Genomic DNA, 20,212 nt, shown 5'->3' with positions numbered 1-20,212 from the left:
TCTGTCCGCCGGATGTGCAGCGGGCTCACAGCTCGGCGGTGGTGACCTCCCAGCCCACGCCACGACGGTGCTGGGTGTCGAACGAGGAGGACACCGTGCTCAGCCACCTGTGGCGTTGGTTCATCGGCCTGCACCTGGTCACCGGTCCGCTCTACCAGATCCTGGTGGGCGCGCTGTTCGTCGGCCTCGCCGTGCTCCTCGTGACGCACCGGCACCGCCGCTGGTTCACCCGCCGCGTCCCGGTCGCCCTCGTCGCGGCCGCCGTGCTGCTCGGCGTCGCGCAGCTCGTCCTGGCCATCACCAAGCCCTTCCCGGACGGCCTGCCCTGGCTGGTGCCGCTGTGGATCGGGTTGGGTCTGCTCGGCATCACCCTGGCGGTGGCCGGCTGGGCCGGGCAGCGGTGGTGGCGCCGGGCGGTCACGGTGCTGGCCCTGGCCGGCGTCCTGCTGGGTGCGGCCAACGCGGTCAACGCCGTCTACCAGCCCTTCCCGACCGTCGCCGCGGCCCTGCAGCTGCCGCCCTACGACCAGGCGGACGCGCAGGACGTGCTCACCACGGCCGCCGTCTCGCAGACCAGCCTGGCCGACTGGACCCCGCCGGCCGGGATGCCCTCCACCGGGGCGCTGGCGCAGGTCACCATCCCGGCGACCGCCTCGGGCTTCCCGGCCCGCCCGGCCTGGGTCTACCTGCCCCCCGCCTACCTGAGCTCGGACCGCCCCGACCTGCCGGTGTGGATCCTGCTGGGCGGTCAGCCGGGCAGCCCGCGTGACTGGATCGACGGCGGGCAGCTGGCGCAGCGGCTGGACGACTGGGCCGACGCCCACCACGGCCTCGCGCCGGTGGTCGTGATGCCCGACGACCTGGGCGGCGAGGGCAGCAACCCGCTGTGCATGGACTCCGCACTGGGCAAGGCCGACACCTACCTCTCGGTCGACGTCCCGGACTGGATCGGCAAGAACCTGCAGGTCGACACCGACCACAGCCACTGGGCGGTCGGCGGGTTCTCCTACGGCGGCACGTGCGCCCTGCAGCTGGCCACCAACCACCCCGACCTGTTCCCGACCTTCTTCGACGCCTCCGGCCAGCGGGCGCCCACCCTGGGCAGCGCGAGCAGCACGCTGGCGGCCACGTTCAACGGGCAGGAGGCCCCCTTCGACGCCGTCGACCCCCTGCACCTGCTCGCCGCGCACCGCTACCCGCAGCTGTCGGGCTACCTCGTGGTCGGCAAGGACGACGACCACTACCGCCCGCAGCAGGAGGAGGTGGTGGCGGCGCTGAAGGGGGCCGGGGTGTCGGTGACCTCGACCGAGCTGCCGGGCGCCCACTCCTGGGACGTGTGGGGCCCCGGCCTCGAGGGCGCGCTGCCCTGGCTGGCCCAGCACACCGGGCTGCCGGCATGAGCGCCGTCGACGTCGCGACCACCGCCCGCCGCGGACGGGACCTGCTGCGGCGCGTCCCGGTCACCGCCGGGCTGGTGGTGGCCCTCGTGGTGGGTGCGCCGCTGGGCACGGAGGCGGCCCTGGGCACCGGGCCCGGGCCGCTGGGCCAGGGGCGGTGGTGGACCCTGCTGACCGCCGGCCTCACCGTGGCCACCCCGGCCGGCACGGTCGTCACGCTGCTGCTGGTGGCCGGCCTGCTGGGCGTGGTCGAGCACCGGGTCGGCAGCCGCCGGACCCTGGCCGCCCTGGTCGGCGGGCAGGTCGCCGCCGGGCTGGTGGGCACCGCGGCGTCGGCGCTGCTGGCCGCCACCGGCGACCGCTGGGGCCAGCTGCTGGCCGGCGCGCTGGTCGTCGGCCCGCTGCCGGGCGTGCTGGCCGCGGTCGCCGCCGCCTCGGCGACCGCGACCCCGCTGGCCCGCCGCCGGGTGCGGGTGGTGCTGGGCACCGGGCTGGGGATGCTGGTGCTCTACGGCGGCACCGGCGGCGACGTGCACCGGCTGGCCGGCTGGCTGGTCGGCCTCGTCGCCGGCGAGGTGGCCCTGCGGCGGCGCGGCCGGCGCCGCGAGCACGCCCCGGTCAGCCGCCGGGAGTCCCGGGCGCTGGTCGCGCTGGTGGTCGCGGCCGCCGCGGTGGGCCCCCTCCTGGCCGCGCTGGCGCGCACCTCCGCCGGCCCGTGGTCGGTGCTGTCCCACCTGTTCGTCGCGGGCTCGCCCGACAGCGGGCTGGTCCGGCAGGTCTGCAGCACGACCGGCGAGGCCGCCGACTGCCGGGTGCTGACCGGCCGCGAGCACCTGGTCGGGCTGGGCCCCACCCTGCTGTCGGCGCTGCCGGTGCTGCTGCAGCTGGTGCTGGCCGAGGGCCTGCGCCGTGGCCGCCGGGCCGCCTGGGCCGGTGCGGTGCTGTTCACCGCGGCGCTGTCGGCGGTCGGCGGCGCCGTCGTCGTCGCCGTCCTGACCCGGCCCGCGGACGCGCTCACGGTGCTGGGCACGCCGCGCGCCGGGCTGCCGGTCGTCGCGGTGTGGGCACCGCTGGTGGCGCCGTTGGCCCTGCTGGTGCTGCTGCTGGTCACCCGTGGCCGCTTCGCCGTGCCGGCCGCCCCGGGCACCGCGCGCCGCTGGGCGGCCCTGGCCGGCGGCGGGCTCGCCGCGGTGGTCGTGGTCTACCTCGGGCTCGGCCTGCTGCTGCGCGGGGAGTGGGCCACCCCGGCCACGCTGACCCGGCTGCTGCTGGACCTGCCCGCCCGCATGCTGCCCCCGGGCTGGCTGGGCGAGGTGTTGCCGCAGCTGGCGCCGCTGCGCGGTGCGGCGCGGGTGCTGGCCAACTGGACCGGCGTCGCCTGCTGGGCGGTGCTCGTCGGCTCGGCCTGGGTGGTCGTGCGGCCGGCGGTGCCCAGCGGGGACGCCGCCCGGGCCCGCGCCCTGGTGGACCGGCACGGCGACACCGCGCTGTCGTTCATGACCACCTGGGTGGGCAACCGCTGGTGGTTCACCGCCGACGGCCGGGCCGTCGTCGCCTTCCGGGTCGTCGGCGGTGTCGCGCTGACCACCGGCGACCCGGTCGGCCCGCCCGGCGCGCGGGCGCGGGCGGTGCCGGAGTTCACCGCCTGGTGCCAGGCCCGCGGCTGGACGCCGTGCTGGTACTCCGTCACCGACGAGGTCGCCGAGGCGCTGCCGGGTGCGCGGCGGCTGCAGGTGGCCAGCGAGACGTGGTTGCCTCTGGGGTCGCTGGCCTACACCGGGAAGAAGTGGCAGGACGTCCGGACGGCGATCAACCGCGCCGCCCGGGACGGCGTGCAGGCGGTGTGGGTGACCTGGGCCGATGCGCCGCTGGCCCTGCGGGAGCAGGTCGTGCTGTCCTCGGAGGAGTGGCTGGCCGGCAAGGGCCTGCCGGAGATGGGCTTCACCCTGGGCGGGCTGGACGAGCTGGAGGACCCCGCCGTCCGGTGCCTGCTGTCGGTGGGCCCCGACGGCCACGTGCACGGCATCACCAGCTGGCTGCCGGCCACCCGGGACGGCGTCCGGGTGGGCTGGACGCTGGACCTCATGCGGCGCAGCCCCGGCTGCCCTCCGGGGACGATGGAGTTCCTGGTCGGCACCGCGGCGCTGGCCTTCCAGGAGGAGGGCGCGGAGTTCGTCAGCCTGTCCGGTGCCCCGCTGGCCTTCCCGGCCGACAGCGCCGACGACGCCCTGGCCCGGCTGCTCGAGGCCACCGGGCGGCTGATGGAGCCGGTGTACGGCTTCCGCTCGCTGCTGTCGTTCAAGGCCAAGTTCCAACCGCAGCACCGCCCGCTGTGGCTGGTGCACCTGGACAACGCCGACCTGCCCCGGATCGCCCGTGCGGTCTCGCAGGCCTACCTGCCGCACCTGTCCCCCCGGCAGGCGCTGCGGCTGGGCCGCGCGCTGCTGCACGGCCGACGACGCCGTCGTCCCGTCCCGCCGCCGCCGGCAGCCGAGCCGGCACGCGAGCTGGTCGGGTCGGGGCAGCGGTGATGCGGCGGGTGGTCGTGCTGGGGGTGGCGCTGGCGACGGTGGCGGGCTGCGCGGGCGAGGTGGCGCCGCCGACCGCGGCGCGGGTGTCCGACGCCGCCGCCGACCCGGCGGTGGCGGTGGTCGCGGTCGGGGACTCCATCACCGAGATGGACAGCCCGGACTTCGACGCCGGCCAGATCGGCCAGGGGTCCTGGGCGTGGTGGGCGATCGGGCACGGGGTGGGGGTGCTCGGCGGCTGGGCGCACGCCGGGGCCACCACCGACGACATGCTGGAGGGCGTGCAGAACGTGGGGACCGGCGCGGTCCGGCCCGACGTGCTGGTGCTGATGGGCGGCAACAACGACATCGACTGGGGCATCCCCACCGAGGACACCCTCGACGACCTGGTGCAGATCGCCGCCCTGGTGCACGCCCCCCGGGTGGTGCTGTCGGCGGTGGCGCCCGAGGACGGGCTGGGGGAGGAGACCCTGGCGCTGGACGCCCGGCTGGAGGCGCTGGCCCAGCAGCAGGGCTGGCAGTACGTCGACCCGATGACGCAGTGCCGGGACGACGACGGGGACTACCGGCCGGGCACCAGCCTCGACGGCGTGCACCCGACCGAGCAGGCGGCGGCGCACATCGGGGTGGCGCTGCACGAGGCCCTGCTGCACCCGGCCGGCGCCACCGCACCCGGCGCGGCCGCGGGGCAGACTGGGTGACGTGCCCGCCGTCGACCGCCCCCCGACCGGGCGGGACGGCACGGCACCTCCCGGCTGGCCCGAGGAGGTGCGCCCGCCGGGCGTCCCCGACTGGGAGCGCACCGCCGTCGCCTGGCTCTACGACCTGGTGCCCCCGGAGTACCGCAGCCACGAGGTGCTGCGCCGCTACCCGGTGCTGCTGGCCCGCTTCGCCGGCGACCACGTCACCGCGGGGCTGGAGGCCGCCCGCGCGGGCTGGCGCACCGTGCGGGTGGAGCTCGCGGGCGAGCTGCCGCCCGAGGCGATGGAGGCGGCGATGACCGCCTACGAGCGCGAGGGCACCCGGCTGGCGGCCGCGGCGAAGGGCGTCGCGCTGGTGGGCGCGGCGCTGCGCGGGGAGCGCTGGAACCCCAAGCTCTGACCCGGCCGGGCGGCCGCGACTACGCTCGGGTGGTGTCACTGCTCCGCGAACTGACCGGTCCGGCCGACCTGCGGGCACTCGCCCCCGACCGGCTCCCCGCCCTGGCCGCGGAGGTCCGTGACGCGCTGGTCACCAGCGTCGCCCGCACCGGCGGGCACCTGGGCCCCAACCTCGGCGCGGTCGAGCTGACCATCGCGATCCACCGGGTGTTCGACTCCCCGCACGAGCCGGTGGTGTTCGACACCGGTCACCAGTCCTACGTGCACAAGCTGCTCACCGGCCGGCTGGACGGGTTCACCGGCCTGCGCCAGCGCGGCGGGCTGTCCGGCTACCCGTCGCGGGCCGAGAGCGAGCACGACTGGGTGGAGAACAGCCACGCGTCGACCTCGCTGTCCTACGCCGACGGGCTGGCCAAGGCCTTCGCCGTCCGGGGCGACGTCCGGCCCGTGGTGGCCGTCATCGGCGACGGGGCGCTGACCGGTGGCATGGCCTGGGAGGCGCTGAACAACATCGCCGCCGCCCAGGACCGGCCGGTGGTGATCGTGGTCAACGACAACGGCCGCTCGTACTCGCCGACCATCGGCGGGGTCGCCGACGCGCTGGCCAGCCTGCGGCTGCGACCGGGCTACGAGCAGGCACTGGACGCCGTCCGCGCCTCGGTCACCCGCACCCCCGTGGTCGGCAGCGCCCTCTACGACGCGCTGCACGGCATCAAGAAGGGCCTCAAGGACGTGCTGGCCCCGCAGGGCATGTTCGAGGACCTCGGGATGAAGTACGTCGGCCCGGTCGACGGCCACGACATCGCCTCGCTGGAGTCCGCGCTGCGCCGGGCCCGGGCCTTCGGCGGGCCGGTCATCGTGCACGCCCTGACCGTGAAGGGCTTCGGCTACGCCCCGGCCGAGCGCGACGAGGTCGACGCCTGGCACGCCACCGGCGCCTTCGACCCCGACAGCGGGGTCAGCGCGGCCACCGCGGGCCGGGACTGGACGACGGCGTTCTCCGACGCGCTGGTCGAGGTCGGCGACGAGCGGCCCGACGTCGTGGCCATCACCGCCGCGATGCTGCACCCCACCGGCCTGGCCGCCTTCGCCGCCCGGTTCCCCGACCGGACCTTCGACGTCGGCATCGCCGAGCAGCACGCGCTGACCTCAGCCGCGGGCCTGGCGATGGCCGGCCTGCACCCGGTGGTCGCGGTGTACTCCACCTTCCTCAACCGGGCCTTCGACCAGCTGCTCTTGGACGTCGCGTTGCACCGCCAGCCGGTCACCGTCGTGCTGGACCGGGCCGGGGTGACCGGCACCGACGGCGCCTCGCACAACGGCATGTGGGACACCTCGATCTGCTCGGTGGTGCCCGGTCTGCGGATGGCGATGCCCCGCGACGAGGCCACCCTGGTCGAGGAGCTCGACGAGGCGCTGGCGGTCTCCGACGGCCCCACCGTGCTGCGCTTCCCCAAGGGCTCGGTGCTGCCCTCGCTGCCGGCGCTGGAGCGGGTCGGGCCCGTCGACGTGCTGCGCCGGGGTGCGGCGCCGGAGGTGCTGCTGGTGGCGTGCGGGTCCATGGTCCCGGCCGGGCTGGCCGCCGCCGAGCGGGCCGGCCAGCAGGGCATCGAGGTCACCGTCGTCGACCCGCGGTGGGTGCTCCCGGCGTCCCCCGAGCTGGTGGAGCTGTGCCGGGGGCACCGGCTGGTCGTCACGCTGGAGGACGGCGGCCGGTCGGGCGGGGTGGGGGAGACCCTGGCCGCCGCGCTGCGCGACGCCGAGGTCGACGTCCCGGTGCGCTGCATCGCGCTGCCCCAGGTGTTCCTGGACCACGGCAGCCGGGCCGAGGTGCTCGCCGAGCACGGCCTGACCGAGCAGGACGTCGCCCGCCGGGTGGTCGAGTGGGCCGCCCGGATCAGTGACCGCTCGTCGTCGGAGGAGAAGCATGCTGATCGCTGAGATCCAGGTCGCCCCGTCGCCGCCGGGCACGGCCGAGGAGCCGTACGCGCACGTCAAGGCCGCGATCGCGGTGATCCAGGCGTCCGGGTTGACCTACGAGGTGGGCGCGCTGGGCACCACGCTCGAGGGCGAGGCCGACCAGGTGTGGGCCACCCTGCGCGGGGTGCACGAGGCGATGCTGGCCGCCGGCGCGACCGCCGGGATCAGCCACATCAAGGTCGCCGAGGTGAACCGCACCATGGACTCCCTGACCGACGGCTTCCGGTAGGTCGTTCCCTGCGCTCCGCCGCCGTTGATCGTGCAGAACCACAACGGCTGCGCGCCGTTCCCCGGCGCGTCGGCGTTGCCGAACTGCAAGGTCAACCCGCGGCGGCGGGCCAGAGCACGATGCGCCCCGGTCGGGGGCGCACCGTGCTCTACAGGGCGCCGACGCGCTTCAGGTAGGGGCTGATGCCGCCCAGCCAGAACGGCCAGCCGGCGCCGAGCAGCATGGCCAGGTCGATGTCCTCGACGGCCTGCACCACGCCCTCGTCCAGCATCAGCGTGATCTCCTCCGCCAGCGCCCGCTCGGCGTCCGCCCGCAGCTCCTCCGCGGAGGGACCGGTGCCCGACGAGGTGAACACCTCGGCGAGCTCGGGGTCGACGACGCCGGGCTCGCTGAACACCGACGGCTTGCCCAGCTCGACCATCCGGCGCAGGCCGTCGCCGACGCCGAACCGGTCGGGGAAGGCCTCGTGCATCCGCTCGGCGACGTGCAGCGCGACCGGCGGGCCGACCAGCGACAGCAGCTCGAACGGCGTCATGGGCAGGCCCAGCGGGTCCAGCGCCCGCTCGGCGACCTCGACCGGCGTGCCGGCGTCGACCGCCGCGGTCACCTCGCCGAGGAAGCGGGTGAGCAGCCGGTTGACCACGAACGCCGGGGCGTCGGCGACCAGCACGCACGACTTCCCGAGCTGCTTGCCGACGGCGAAGGCGGTGGCCAGCGTGGCGTCGTCGGTCGCCCCGGCGCGCACGACCTCCAGCAGCGGCAGCACCGCGACGGGGTTGAAGAAGTGCATGCCGACGACCCGCTCGGGGTGGCGCAGCTCCGCCGCCATGTCGGTGATCGACAGGGCCGAGGTGTTGGTGGCCAGCACGCACGTGTCGGACACGACCGCCTCGACCTCGGCGAACACCTGCTGCTTGACCGACAGCTCCTCGAAGACGGCCTCGATCACCAGGTCGGCGTCGGCGAACGCGGACTTCTCCAGCGACCCGGTGACCAGGCCCTGGAGCCGGTTGAGCGCGTCGGGGGACAGCCTGCCCCGGCCGGCCAGCTTCTCCAGCTCGCCGTGCACCCAGCCCACGCCCTTGTCCACCCGCGCCTGGTCGACGTCGGTGAGCACCACCGGTACCTGCAGCTTGCGCAGGAACAGCAGCGCCAGCTGGGAGGCCATCAGACCGGCGCCCACCACGCCGACCTTGGTGACCTTCCGCGCCAGGGCCTTGTCGGGCGCACCCGCCGGCCGCTTGGCCCGCTTCTGGGTCAGGTCGAAGGCGTAGAGGGAGCTGCGCAGCTCCGGCGTCATGATCAGGTCGGCCAGCGCGTCGTCCTCGGCGGCGGTGCCGTCGGCGAACGTGGCGTCGCGGGCGAGCTCGAGCAGGTCGACGGCCCGGACGGCGGCCGGCGACGCGCCGCGGGTGCGCGCGGCCACGACCTGGCGGGCGCGCGCGATCGCGTCGTCCCAGGCGCTTGTGTCGACGTCGGCGCGGTCGACCGTGACCGCGCCGGTGAGCACGCCGGCGGCCCACTCCAGCGAGCGCTCCAGGAAGTCGGCGGGCTCGAGGAGGGCGTCGGCAATCCCGAGCTTCGCCGCCCGCGGGCCCGGCGTCATCCGGTTCTGGGCCAGGGCGTTCTCGACGATCACCGTCACGGCGGCGTCGATGCCGATCAGCCGGGGGAGCAGCTGGGTGCCGCCCCAGCCGGGCACCAGGCCGAGGAACACCTCGGGGAAGGCCACGAACGCACCGGCCGAGATGGTGCGGTGGTCGGCGTGCAGGGCGAGCTCCAGCCCACCGCCGAGCGCCGCACCGTTCACGAACGCGAACGTCGGCACCGGTGCGGCGCGGAGCTTGGCGAAGACCCGGTGGCCCTGTCGGGCGATCTCGAGCGCCTCGTCGCGGCTGCCGATGCGCGGGACGCCGGAGAGGTCCGCGCCGACGGCGAAGACGAAGGGCTTGCCGGTGACCGCGATGCCCGCGACGTCGGCGGCCAGCGCCTGGTCCAGTGCCGCGTCCAGCGAGGCCAACCCACCGGGGCCGAAGGTGGAGGGCCGGGTGTGGTCGTGCCCGTTGTCCAGGGTGATCAGCGCCAGCGGCTTGGCCACCCCGGGGAGCCGGACCTGCCGCAGCAGCGCCTGCGTGACGACCTCGTCGGGGAACTGCTCGCTCACTTCTCGCCCTCCCACGCCGGGTTCTCCCAGATGACCGATCCGCCCATGCCGATGCCGATGCACATCGCCGTCAGCCCGTAGCGGACGTCCGGTCGCTCGGCGAACTGCCGCGACAGCTGGGTCATCAGCCGGACGCCGGAGGAGGCGAGCGGGTGGCCCACCGCGATGGCCCCGCCCCATGGGTTGACCCGCGGGTCGTCGTCGGCGATGCCGAAGTGGTCCAGGAAGGCCAGCACCTGGACGGCGAAGGCCTCGTTGAGCTCGAACAGCCCGATGTCGTCGATGGTGAGGCCGGTGCGGGCCAGCGCCTTCTCGGTCGCGGGCACCGGGCCGATGCCCATCACCTCGGGCTCGACGCCGGTGAAGCCGAACCCGACCAGCCGCATGCCGATCGGCAGGCCGAGCTCGACGGCGACGTCCTCGGCGGCCAGCAGCGAGGCGGTGGCGCCGTCGTTCAGCCCGGCGGCGTTGCCGGCGGTGACGTGGCCGTGCGGCCGGAACGGGGTCTTGAGGTCGGCCAGACCCTCGACGGTGGTGCCCGGGCGGGGCGGCTCGTCGGCGGTGGCCAGGCCCCAGCCCTGCTCGGCCGAGCGGGTGGCGACCGGCACGAGCTCGGGGCCGATCTTGCCGGCGGCCAGCGCCGCGGCGTACTTGTCCTGGCTGCCGACGGCGAAGGCGTCGGCGCGCTCCTTGGTGAGGTGCGGGTAGCGGTCGTGCAGGTTCTCCGCCGTCGAGCCCATCACCAGGGCCGAGGAGTCGACGATCTTCTCGGACACGAAGCGCGGGTTGGGGTCGACGCCCTCGCCCATCGGGTGGTGGCCCATGTGCTCGACGCCGCCGGCGATCGCGACGTCGTAGGCGCCGAACGCGATGCCCGACGCCGTGGTGGTCACCGCGGTCATCGCGCCGGCGCACATCCGGTCGATCGCGAACCCGGGGACGCTCTTCGGCAGGCCGGCCAGCAGCGCGGCCGTGCGGCCGATGGTCAGGCCCTGGTCGCCGATCTGGGTCGTGGCGGCGATGGCCACCTCGTCGACCCGGTCGGCGGGCAGCTGCGGGTTGCGCCGCATCAGCTCGCGGATGCAGCGCACCACCAGGTCGTCGGCGCGGGTCTGCGCGTACATGCCCTTCGGGCCGGCCTTGCCGAACGGGGTGCGCACGCCGTCGACGAAGACGACCTCGCGCAGGGAGCGGGTCACGGGACCTCCGGTGGGAGCGGGCCGCGGCGGGGGACCGCGACGCCCCTCAAGTTACCCGCCGGTAACCATCCCGTGCCCACGACCCCGCTCCAGCCGCCGACGAGCCCGGTATCGGAAGCTCCACCTGGCCGATCCGGGCCGATGGCCGGGGTGGAGCTTCCGATACCCCGAACGGGAGGGCGGGCGCGGGAGGCGGGCGCGGCCGGGCGCGGGGGGCGGGTGTCAGGCGGGGGAGGCGGCGTCGGTCAGCAGGTCGCGGGTGAGGTCGACCTGCCACGCCCGGGCACCGCCGTCCCGCAGGAAGCCGGCGACCGACTCCGGGGTGACCTCCTCCGGCGGGGACCACATGAGCCGGCGCACCAGGTCGGGGGAAAGCACGTTCTCCACCGGCACCGACCACTGCTCGGCCAGCGCCGCGAGCCCGGCGCGGGCGGCCTTGAGGCGCTTGTCGGCGTCGGGGTCGCGGTCGGCCCAGCGGTTCACCGGCGGCGGGCCGTCGCCGGGCAGGCTGTGCGGGGGCAGCTGGTCCTCGGGGACGGCGCGGCCCTTCTGCAGCGCGCCGAACCAGGTGCTGGCGATCTTCCGGTTGGACCGGCCCCGGAACACCGGCAGGTCGGCCAGCGCCTCGACGGTGGCCGGGTCGGCGGCGACCGCGGCGACCATCGCGGAGTCCGGCAGCACCCGGCCGGGGGCGACGTCGCGGCGGCGGGCCAGCAGGTCGCGCGCCTCCCACAGCGACCGCAGCAGGGCCAGCTGGCGCCGGCTGCGCAGCGAGTGCATGCCCGACGTGCGCCGCCACGGGTCGACGCGGGGGGCGGGCGGCCCGGCGGCGATGATGGCGTCGAACTCCTGCCGCGCCCACTCGGTCTTGCCCTGCTCCTCGAGGATCGCGGCCAGTGCGTCGCGCAGCTCCACCAGCACCTCGACGTCCAGCGCGGCGTAGACCAGCCAGTCGGTGGGCAGCGGCCGGGTCGACCAGTCCGCCGCCGAGTGGCCCTTCTGCAGCGTGTAGCCCAGCAGCGACTCGACCACCGCGCCCAGCCCGACCCGCGGCAGCCCGGCCAGCCGGGCGGCGAGCTCGGTGTCGAACAGCTTGGCGGGCGCCAGGCCGATCTCGGCCAGGCACGGCAGGTCCTGGTTGGCCGCGTGCAGCACCCACTCGACGTCGCCGATGACCGCCTGCACGGGGGAGAGGTCCGGCAGCGGCACGGGGTCGACGAGCCCGGTGCCCGAACCGCCCCGGCGGAGCTGCACCAGGTAGGCCTTCTGGCCGTAGCGGTAGCCCGAGGCGCGCTCGGCGTCCACCGCGACCGGCCCGCTGCCGGCGGCCAGCGCCGCGGCGTAGTCGACCAGCGCGGTGGAGGTCTCGATGACCGGCGGCAGCCCGTCGCGGGGGGCCAGCAGGGGGACGGCGGTCGACTCCGGCTCGGCGGTGGGCTCGACCGGGGTGCTCTCCGGCGTGGTCACGAGATCACCCCGCTCCGGATGCCCAGGGCGACCATGTGGGCGCGGTCGCCGGTGCCGAGCTTGCGCGCGATGCGGGCCAGGTGGCTCTTCACCGTGAGGGCGGACAGGTCCACCAAGTCACCGATCTCCTTGTTCGTGTGCCCCTCGGCGACGAGCCGGAGGATGTCCACCTCGCGGGCCGAGAGGTGGCCGGCGCCGTCGTCGGCCGGGGTGCGGGTGAGCCCGACGGCCAGGCTGCTGGCGATGCCCGGGTCGGCCCAGACCTCCCCGGACAGCGCGGCCTGCAGGCCCTCGGTCAGCACGGCCAGCGGGGAGGTCTTGAGCAGGTAGCCCTGCACCCCGGCGAGGAAGGCGGCCCGGACGACGCCCGGGTCGGTCACCGCGGTGAGCGCGACGACCACCGGCCACCCGTCGGCGCGCAGCACCGGGAGCAGCTCGAGGCCCCGGCCGGCCGGGCCGGGCACCGGTCCGGTGCTGTCGGGCAGGTCGACGTCGAGCACGCACAGCGCGCGGGGGCCGGACACGTGGGCGCGCACGCGCGCCTCGTCCAGCCCGGCGGCCTCCTCGACGTCGCGGGCGCCCATCGCGCGCAGCCGCGCGGCCAGCGCCTCGCGGACCAGCGGTGCCGGGTCGACGACCAGGGCGGTGGCGTCCGGGGGCAGCAGCGCGCCGTCGGCACGCGTGTGTCCCAGGGTCACCGGTGGTCGCTCCAGCGTCACGGCCGTCCCGTGCGTCGCCGCAGCCGGCCCATCCGTCGTTGCTCCGGATGGAGCAACCAGCCCACTCTAGGAGGTCGCGCCGCCGGGTGCCCGCCCCTGCCCGAGCAGGTGCACCCCCGGAGGGGGGAGACCCGCGGCGTTGCCCAGCACCTCGAGCCAGGCGCCGAGGTGGCGGTCGAGGTCGGTGTCGGCCGCGGTCCAGGACGCGCGGATCTCGACGTCGACCGAGTGCTCGGGGCCGGCGATGTCGCCGAACCGGGTGGAGGCGGTGCGGGTGACCGTGCCGCCGAGGGAGTGGTGGTCGGCGTCGTGGTCGACGAGGGCCTCGACGAGCCAGCTCCAGGCCACCTCGGAGAACATCTGGTCGTCGACCATGGTCTCGTCGGTCACCGCGGAGACGTAGCCGACGCAGCGGGTGGTGCCGTCCCAGGCCTCGTGGCCGGCCGGGTCGTACAGGACGATGAACCGGCCGCTGGCGATCTCCAGGTCGTCCTCGCCGGAGCCGTCACCGGCGGGCTCGGCGACCCGGGCGCCGATGGCGTGCGACCAGGGGGCCAGCCGCTGCGGGGCCGGGATGTGCTCCAGCTCGATCTCGCGGCGGGCGCGCACGGTGGCCAGGGCGTCGAGGCCGGCCTGGAACTCGGCCGGGGGCGGGGGGCGCTCGGCGTCCCCTCCCGGCGCGCGCCCTGCCCTGCGCTGTGGATCCACGCCCGAAGGGTAGGTCGCTGTACCGATAATGCGCCCGCGCGACTCGCCAACCAGTCGTGCACGGAGAGTGAGGACACCCGGCGTGTCGCTCCCGGCGGGTCGTCCGCGAGCGCCGGTGGCTCCCGGCGGGCGTCCCGGCCGGGGTCTGGGAGGATGGCTGGTCGTGGGTACCCCAGCAGGGCCGGACACCGCCAGCACGCCGTCCCCGGCCGACTCCGACCTCGTCCGCGCCGCCCTCGGCCGCCCGGTCGACCGCACCCCGGTGTGGTTCATGCGCCAGGCCGGCCGGTCGCTGCCGGAGTACCGCGCGCTGCGGGCCGGCACCGCGATGCTGCAGGCCTGCCAGGACCCCGACCTGGTCACCGAGATCACCCTGCAGCCGGTCCGCCGGCACGGGGTGGACGCCGCGATCCTGTTCTCCGACATCGTGCTGCCGCTGGTGGTGGCGGGTGTGGACATCGAGATCAAGCCCGGTGTCGGGCCGGTCGTCGCGCAGCCGGTGCGCAGCGTGGCCGACGTCGACGCGCTGCCCGACCTCGAGCCCGACGCGCTGGGCTTCCTCACCACCGCGGTCGGCCGGCTGGTCGCCGAGCTCGGCGCCACCCCGCTGATCGGGTTCGCCGGTGCGCCCTTCACCCTCGCCACCTACCTCATCGAGGGCGGGCCCTCCAAGGAGCACGCCCGCACCAAGGCCTTCATGTACGCCGAGCCCGAGGCGTGGCAGCGGCTGCTGGCCAAGCTCGCGGTCTCCGCGTCGGTGTTCCTGCGCGCCCAGGTCGACGCCGGCGCCTCCGCGGTGCAGCTGTTCGACTCCTGGGCCGGGGTGCTGTCGGCCTCCGACTACGCCGCCCGCGTGCTGCCGCACTCCCGGGCGGCGTTCGACGGCCTGGGCGACCGGGCCGCCGGTGTGCGGGACGTGCCGCGGATCCACTTCGGCGTCGGCACCGGGGAGCTGCTCCCGCTGATCGGCGACGCCGGCGCCGACGTCGTCGGGGTCGACTGGCGCATCCCGCTGGACGAGGCCGCGCGCCGGGTGGGCCCGGGCTACTCGCTGCAGGGCAACCTCGACCCCGCCGTCCTGCTGGCCGACCGGGCCACCCTGGACGCCGAGGTCCGCCGCGTCGTCGAGCAGGGCCGCGCGGCGCGGGGGCACGTGTTCAACCTCGGCCACGGCGTGCTGCCCGACACCGACCCCGGCGCGATCACCCACGTGGTCGAGCTGGTCCACGAGCTCACGGCCCGCGCATGAGCCGGCTGGTCGTCGTCGGGGCCGGCATCACCGGTCTGACGGCGGCCTGGGCCTGGCACCGGGAGCGCCCGGACGACGAGGTCGTCGTGCTCGAGGCCGGTGACCGGGTCGGCGGCAAGCTGGGCCGGGTCCGGCTGGCCGGCACCTGGTACGACACCGGCGCCGAGGCCGTGCTGGCCCGGGTGCCCGACGCCGTCGCGCTGATGGCCGAGCTCGGGCTGCCGACCGTCGTCCCGGCGACCACCTCGGCGGCCGTCGAGCTGCCCACCGGCCGGCACCGGTTGCCGGCCGGCACCCTGCTGGGGGTGCCGACCTCGTCCGACGGGCTGGACGGCGTGCTGTCGCCCGACGGGGTGGCCCGGGTGCGCGCCGAGGCGTCGTTGCAGCCGCTGCAGTTCCCGGCCGACCCCGCCGAGGACCGCACCGTCGGCGGGCTGCTGCGCGAGCGGCTCGGCGACGAGGTGGTCGACCGGCTGGTCGAGCCGCTGCTCGGCGGGGTCTACGCCGGGCAGGCCGACCGGCTGTCGGTGCGCGCCACCATGCCGGCGCTGGCCGCGCAGCTGCCCCGGCACGGCACGGTCCTCGCCGCCGCGGCGGCGGCCCGCGACGCCGGTGCGCGCAGCCGGGAGGCCGCCGCCGGCACCCCCGACGGCCCGGTGTTCGTCACGCTGCCCGACGGCGTCGCCGGCCTGCCGCACGCACTGGCCGCCGCGCTGCCCGAGGGTGCGGTGCGGCTGCGCACGCCCGCCTCCTCGCTGCGCCGGGTGGCCGCCGGGTTCGAGCTCGAGGTGGGGGCCGGCCGCGAGGTGCTGACCGCCGACGCCGTCCTGGTCGCCGTCCCCGCCGGGAAGGCGGCCCGGTTGCTCGCCGGGGTCGCCCCGGGCGCGGTGGAGCCGCTGGAGGGCATCCCGTACGCCTCGATGGCCGTGGTCGCGATGGCGTTCCCCGGCCAGGAGCTGGCCGCCGGGTCGGGGCTGCTGGTGCCCCCGGTGACCGGCCGGCTGGTCAAGGGGGTCACGGTGTCCTCGCAGAAGTGGCCGCACCTGTCCGGCGACGGGCTGCTGCGGGTGCGCTCCTCGGTGGGCCGCTACCTGGAGGAGGAGCAGCTGCAGCGCACCGACGCCGACCTGACCGCCGCGGTGGTCGCCGAGGTCGCCGACCTGCTGGGGCTGTCCCGGCCCGAGCCGGTGGAGACCCACCTGGTGCGGTGGGGTGGCGGCCTGCCGCAGTACCTGGCCGGCCACCTCGGCCGGGTCGCCGCCGTCCGGGCCGCGGTGGCCGACGTCCCCGGGCTGGCCGTGGCCGGGGCCGCCTACGACGGCGTCGGGGTGCCCGCCTGCATCGGCAGCGCCCGCCGGGCGGCCGCCCGGCTCACAGCGACCCTCACCTGACCGGCCGGCGCGCGCGGGGGAGAATGGCGGGCATGACCGACCAGCCCGAGCAGAAGAGCATCGGCAAGCGGGCCAACGAGCTCAACGCCACCATCCGCTACACGATGTGGTCGGTGTTCCGGCTCGCCCGCCCGTTCGGCGACGACGACCGGCAGGGCGCGGCCGACGAGCTGCAGTCGCTGGTCGAGGAGCTCGCCGGCAAGGACGTCGTCGTCCGCGGGCTCTACGACGTCGCCGGCCTGCGGGCCGACGCCGACGTGATGGTGTGGTGGCACGCCGCCGACGCCGAGGCGCTGCAGGAGGCCTACACCCGGCTGCGCCGCTCGGCGCTGGGCCGGCGGCTGGACCCGGTGTGGTCGCAGATGGCGCTGCACCGGCCGGCGGAGTTCAACCGCTCGCACATCCCGGCGTTCCTGGCCGACGAGCAGCCGCGGCGCTTCGTCTGCGTCTACCCGTTCGTGCGGTCCTACGAGTGGTACCTGCTGCCCGACGAGGAGCGGCGGGACATGCTCAAGGAGCACGGCATGCAGGCCCGGCCCTACCCCGACGTGCGGGCCAACACGGTGGCCTCGTTCGGGCTCGGCGACTACGAGTGGATCCTGGCCTTCGAGGCCGACGAGCTGCACCGCATCGTGGACCTCATGCGCGACCTGCGGGCCAGCCGGGCCCGGCGGCACGTGCGCGAGGAGATCCCGTTCTACACCGGCACCCGCCGGTCGGCCGGCGAGCTGGTGGCCGGCCTGGCCTGACCACCGGGTGACCCGTCGCGGGGCTGGCTCCGGCCGACCCCGCGACGGGTCGCACCCGGGCGGGTCAGGCCTCGGCGGGCGCCAGGGTGATCGACACCGAGTTGATGCAGTAGCGGTCGCCGGTGGGGGTCTGGGGTGCGTCGTCGAAGACGTGCCCCAGGTGGCTGTGGCAGGTGCCGCACAGCACCTCGGTGCGCACCATGCCCAGCGACCGGTCGCTCTTGAGCACCACGTTGTCCCGGGACGACGGCTCGTAGAACGAGGGCCAGCCGCAGTGCGAGTCGAACTTGGTCTCCGAGCGGAACAGCTCGGCGCCGCAGGCCCGGCAGTGGTAGACGCCGACGGTCTTCGTGTCGGTGTACTCACCGACCCAGGGCCGCTCGGTGCCCGCCTGGCGGAGCACGGCGTACTCCTCGGGCGAGAGCTGCGCCCGCCACTCCTCGTCGGTCTTCACGACCGTGGGCTGCTTGTCCACGTGCTGGGTCATGCACCCCACGGTACGACCGGGGTGCCACCCCCGCCCCGGGTCGGGACGGGGGTGGCCGGTGCTCAGCCGAACAGGCCCCGCAGCCGGTCGACGAGCTCCTGCAGCAGGGTGCGCAGGGTGATCGACGTGCCGGCCGTCTCGCCGGAGGTCCCGGTCAGCACCACCGGCTGCTCGCCGGCCGCCAGCAGCACCGGCACCCGCGGGTGCAGCACCACGGTGCCCTGCGCGTCGGCGGTGCCCGACCCGCCCGAGCGGCCGCCGATCGTCACGGTGACCCGCTCGCCCGGGGCGAAGCCGGTGCCGGTGACCGTGACCCGGTCACCGCGGAAGGGCCGGTCCTGGTCCACCGCGGCCGTGGCCGGGGCGTCGAGGGTGAAGCCGATGACGGTCGGGTTGTGGTCGCTGGCCCGGTACGGGTCCGGCGCGTAGAGCGGGTCCACGCCGGAGTCGTACTGGTAGGCGTAGGACTCGACCGCGTTGGTCTCCCACACGGTCAGCCCGGTGGCCTGCGCCGCCAGCGACGGGGTGGCGAAGGCGTGGTCGAGCGAGCCCGAGCCGCCGTCGAAGACGTAGCTGTACTCGTCGGGGGCGAAGGTCTCGCCGAGCTCGGTGTAGCCGGCACCCCGGACGACGTCCAGCGGGTCCTCGTACCGGTAGGAGTTGAAGTCACCGGTGAGCAGGACGTCGGGGTCGCCGCTGGTCTCGGCGACCTGCTGGGCGAAGGCGACCAGCTCGGTGGCCTGCGCCGTCCGGTCGGCGTTGCAGTTGCCCGGGCCGCCGACGGAGGTGTCGTTGCCGGTGGCGCAGGCGCTGCCCTTGGACTTCAGGTGGTTGGCGACCACGCTGAACACCTCGCCGCCGTCGGTCGTCGCGAAGGTCTGCGCGATGGGGCTGCGGGCGTTGTCGAAGGCCGGGCTGGTGTAGGCCAGGGGCGCTCCGACGGGGGTGACGACGTCGGTGCGCCAGACGATCGCGTTGGTGATGACATCGCTGTCCTCGTGTGCCGGCGCGTAGGCCCAGGTGTGCCCGTCGGCCGCCGACAGGGCGGCCAGCAGGGTCTCCACCGCCCGGTACGGGGTGTCCGGCGTGGTGATCGCGGAGTTCTCGATCTCGTGCAGGGTGATCACGTCGGCGTCCAGTGCCTGCAGCCCGGCCACGATCTTGGCCTGCTGCTCGGCCAGCTCGGCCGCGTTCGCCGCCCCGCGGGAGGCCCCGCCGAAGGTGACGAAGTAGTTGAGCACGTTGTAGTCGGCGACCCGCAGGTCACCGCCGACCGGGGCCGGGGCCGCGGTGCGGGGGTTGGTCGGGGTGAAGGTGGTCCCGGACGTGTCCCCGCTGGCCGGCTGCAGCCGCCAGGTGCCGAAACCGGCCGAGAGCACGACCGGGCCCAGGTCGGCGGTGTCGCCGATGCGCACCGGGTCGCCGGGGGCGAGGTAGGGCGGGACCGAGCCGCCGGCCAGCCGGGTGGACCGGCCGTCGTCCAGGGTGATCGAGCGGAGCACGTTGTCCGCGGCGACCGCGGCGGCCGGGGCGCCGGGGTCGGCGGCCTGGGTCGGGGACAGCAGGCGGCCGCCCGAGGACAGCAGCACCTCGCCGAAGCTGGTGAGGTCGAACAGCTCGGAGACGGTCAGCTCGGTGCCGGGGGTGACGAGCATGCCCTCGAAGGCCTCACGGGTGGCGTCGTCGCTGGGGATCGGCAGGGTGGCCGGCTCCGGCAGCGGCGCGGTGCCGCAGTCGGTGTAGGTCGCCCGGGTCAGCTGGGTGACCGACAGCGGGTCGTCCGCGGGGAACTCCGCGGCGGTGCCGGTCACGGTGACGACGTCGCCGAGGTCCACCGGCGCACCGCCGGGGGCGTAGACGAAGACGGCGTCGGAGGTGGCCGGGTCGCCGTCGCCGGTGTCCTGCACGTGGAAGCCGTCGAAGCCGCCGGCCTGCAGGTCGGCGACGACGGTGCCGCGCACGGTGACCTGCTGGCCGGCGACCGGCGTCGATGCGCCGGACCCCTGCACGGTGCCGATCGGGACGGCGGTGGCGTCGCAGGCCGGGCCGGTGGGCTCGGGCTCGGGCTCCGGGTCGGGGTCCGGGGCGGTGCCGCCGGTCCCGGCCGGGGTGGGCGCGCCGACGGCGAAGTCGGCCGCGTTGACGTCGGTGTCCGGGCCCGCGGTGCGGGCCACCGAGGTCGAGTTGCTGGTGCCGGGCGCCGGTGCGCCCTCGCCGCCGGTGGCGGCGCCCCACCCGAGCAGGTCGCGCACGCCGGGGGCGCCGGCGCAGGCCGTGCCGCAGGTCAGCCGCGCGGTGCCGGTGGACAGGGCCACCTTGCCCGCGGTGCCGCTGATCGCCAGGGTCCCGGTGTCGTCGGGGGAGGGCAGCGCCGGGAGGGCGGTGTTGCCGCCCGCGGCCTGCTGCACCAGGTAGGTGCCGCCGGCGGGGATGGTGCCGGTGAGCGGGGTGGCGTTCCAGGACGTGCCCGTGGCGGAGGCGTACTGCACGCTCCAGCCGGACAGGTCGACGGCGGTCGGGCCGTCGTTGCGCAGCTCGATGAAGTCGTTGGCGTAGACGGCGCCGCTGTTGCCGCCACCGCCGTAGACCTCGTTGATGACCACGTCGGGGGAGGCTGCGGCGGCCGGGGCGGCGGTGGTGACCAGGCCGCCGGCGACCAGGGCGCCCACCGCGACGCCGAGGACGGCGGGGCGGGCAGTGCGGATGGGGGACACGGTTCTCCTCGCGGCCGCGCGGGGCGGCCGTTCGCCGGTCAGGGGGTCCTCCGATCCTGTCAGCGAGCTGTGCGGAGGTCCATGAACAACAGGTGACAACTTTCGCACCGCTCATGACCCCCGCTCATGAT

Annotated in this window: 16 protein-coding genes; 9 read left to right on the top strand and 7 right to left on the bottom strand. The window is 75.8% G+C overall.

Annotation, left to right across the window (positions count from 1 at the left end):
- Positions 1–74: 74 nt before the first annotated feature.
- From BLT39_RS10770 to BLT39_RS10745, 6 genes are read left to right on the top strand one after another with little or no spacing between them, the layout of a single operon-like run.
- Complete coding sequence (locus tag BLT39_RS10770; RefSeq protein ID WP_091062564.1) at positions 75–1,400, top strand: alpha/beta hydrolase; 1,326 nt, start codon at positions 75–77, stop codon at positions 1,398–1,400.
- A complete protein-coding gene (locus BLT39_RS10765; protein ID WP_091062563.1) occupies positions 1,397–3,928 on the top strand; it encodes a bifunctional lysylphosphatidylglycerol flippase/synthetase MprF in 2,532 nt (843 codons plus the stop codon). Before BLT39_RS10770 ends, BLT39_RS10765 begins: the two co-directional genes overlap by 4 nt.
- A complete protein-coding gene (locus BLT39_RS10760; RefSeq protein WP_131801466.1) occupies positions 3,928–4,626 on the top strand; it encodes an SGNH/GDSL hydrolase family protein in 699 nt (232 codons plus the stop codon). The genes BLT39_RS10765 and BLT39_RS10760 overlap by 1 nt, the downstream gene beginning before the upstream one ends.
- A 1-nt stretch (position 4,627) precedes the next feature.
- Positions 4,628–5,026, top strand: coding sequence for a hypothetical protein (locus BLT39_RS10755; protein WP_091062561.1), 399 nt, complete (start codon positions 4,628–4,630; stop codon positions 5,024–5,026).
- Between the two features lie 32 nt (positions 5,027–5,058).
- The gene (gene dxs, locus BLT39_RS10750; protein WP_091063027.1) at positions 5,059–6,966 is read left to right on the top strand and encodes a 1-deoxy-D-xylulose-5-phosphate synthase; all 1,908 of its coding nucleotides are present in this window, start codon (positions 5,059–5,061) and stop codon (positions 6,964–6,966) included.
- Positions 6,953–7,234, top strand: coding sequence for a thiamine-binding protein (locus tag BLT39_RS10745; RefSeq protein WP_091062560.1), 282 nt, complete (start codon positions 6,953–6,955; stop codon positions 7,232–7,234). The genes dxs and BLT39_RS10745 overlap by 14 nt, the downstream gene beginning before the upstream one ends.
- Before the next feature lie 148 nt (positions 7,235–7,382).
- Here BLT39_RS10745 and BLT39_RS10740 read toward each other — a convergent pair whose 3' ends face one another.
- From BLT39_RS10740 to BLT39_RS10720, 5 genes are all read right to left on the bottom strand, one after another.
- On the bottom strand, positions 7,383–9,398 hold the full coding sequence (locus tag BLT39_RS10740; protein ID WP_091062558.1) for a 3-hydroxyacyl-CoA dehydrogenase NAD-binding domain-containing protein: 2,016 nt from the start codon (positions 9,396–9,398) through the stop codon (positions 7,383–7,385).
- Positions 9,395–10,597, bottom strand: a complete 1,203-nt coding sequence (locus BLT39_RS10735; protein ID WP_207507849.1) for a thiolase family protein — start codon at positions 10,595–10,597, stop codon at positions 9,395–9,397. Before BLT39_RS10735 ends, BLT39_RS10740 begins: the two co-directional genes overlap by 4 nt.
- A 222-nt stretch (positions 10,598–10,819) precedes the next feature.
- Complete coding sequence (locus tag BLT39_RS10730; protein WP_091062556.1) at positions 10,820–12,064, bottom strand: ribonuclease D; 1,245 nt, start codon at positions 12,062–12,064, stop codon at positions 10,820–10,822.
- Entirely contained in the window at positions 12,061–12,762 is a 702-nt protein-coding gene (locus BLT39_RS10725) for a LuxR C-terminal-related transcriptional regulator (protein ID WP_091062554.1), read from the bottom strand. The genes BLT39_RS10730 and BLT39_RS10725 overlap by 4 nt, the downstream gene beginning before the upstream one ends.
- Positions 12,763–12,849: 87 nt before the next feature.
- A complete protein-coding gene (locus BLT39_RS10720) occupies positions 12,850–13,491 on the bottom strand; it encodes a DUF3000 domain-containing protein (RefSeq protein ID WP_165640238.1) in 642 nt (213 codons plus the stop codon).
- Positions 13,492–13,654: 163 nt separating this feature from the next.
- Between BLT39_RS10720 and hemE the strand changes: the two genes are divergently transcribed.
- Genes hemE through hemQ form a run of 3 tightly spaced genes read left to right on the top strand, consistent with a single transcriptional unit; the run spans position 13,655 to position 16,880 of the window.
- Positions 13,655–14,740: a uroporphyrinogen decarboxylase gene (gene hemE / locus BLT39_RS10715; RefSeq protein WP_091062552.1), complete on the top strand. Its 1,086-nt coding sequence runs from the start codon at positions 13,655–13,657 to the stop codon at positions 14,738–14,740.
- Positions 14,737–16,131, top strand: coding sequence for a protoporphyrinogen oxidase (gene hemG, locus BLT39_RS10710; RefSeq protein WP_091062550.1), 1,395 nt, complete (start codon positions 14,737–14,739; stop codon positions 16,129–16,131). Before hemE ends, hemG begins: the two co-directional genes overlap by 4 nt.
- Before the next feature lie 32 nt (positions 16,132–16,163).
- Complete coding sequence (hemQ, locus tag BLT39_RS10705) at positions 16,164–16,880, top strand: hydrogen peroxide-dependent heme synthase (RefSeq protein WP_091062548.1); 717 nt, start codon at positions 16,164–16,166, stop codon at positions 16,878–16,880.
- 64 nt (positions 16,881–16,944) lie between these two features.
- Here the strand turns inward: hemQ and msrB are convergent, their stop codons facing one another.
- Both msrB and BLT39_RS10695 read right to left on the bottom strand, forming a co-directional pair.
- Complete coding sequence (msrB, locus tag BLT39_RS10700) at positions 16,945–17,367, bottom strand: peptide-methionine (R)-S-oxide reductase MsrB (RefSeq protein WP_091062547.1); 423 nt, start codon at positions 17,365–17,367, stop codon at positions 16,945–16,947.
- Positions 17,368–17,429: 62 nt separating this feature from the next.
- On the bottom strand, positions 17,430–20,081 hold the full coding sequence (locus BLT39_RS10695) for an ExeM/NucH family extracellular endonuclease (protein ID WP_165640237.1): 2,652 nt from the start codon (positions 20,079–20,081) through the stop codon (positions 17,430–17,432).
- Between the last annotated feature and the right edge of the window lie 131 nt (positions 20,082–20,212).

The organism is Klenkia brasiliensis, assembly GCF_900100695.1.
GTDB classification, from domain to species: Bacteria; Actinomycetota; Actinomycetes; order Mycobacteriales; family Geodermatophilaceae; genus Klenkia; species Klenkia brasiliensis.
This window is presented reverse-complemented; position numbering and strand designations above follow the sequence as displayed.

What these genes read in the sequence shown, in the direction of transcription:
- BLT39_RS10765 (WP_091062563.1), top strand. Translation starts at nt 1,397, where the DNA reads ATGAGCGCCGTCGACGTCGCGACCACCGCCCGCCGCGGACGGGACCTG.
- BLT39_RS10760 (WP_131801466.1), top strand. Translation starts at nt 3,928, where the DNA reads ATGCGGCGGGTGGTCGTGCTGGGGGTGGCGCTGGCGACGGTGGCGGGC.
- BLT39_RS10745 (WP_091062560.1), top strand. Translation starts at nt 6,953, where the DNA reads ATGCTGATCGCTGAGATCCAGGTCGCCCCGTCGCCGCCGGGCACGGCC.
- hemG (WP_091062550.1), top strand. Translation starts at nt 14,737, where the DNA reads ATGAGCCGGCTGGTCGTCGTCGGGGCCGGCATCACCGGTCTGACGGCG.
- hemQ (WP_091062548.1), top strand. Translation starts at nt 16,164, where the DNA reads ATGACCGACCAGCCCGAGCAGAAGAGCATCGGCAAGCGGGCCAACGAG.
- msrB (WP_091062547.1), bottom strand. Translation starts at nt 17,367, where the DNA reads ATGACCCAGCACGTGGACAAGCAGCCCACGGTCGTGAAGACCGACGAG.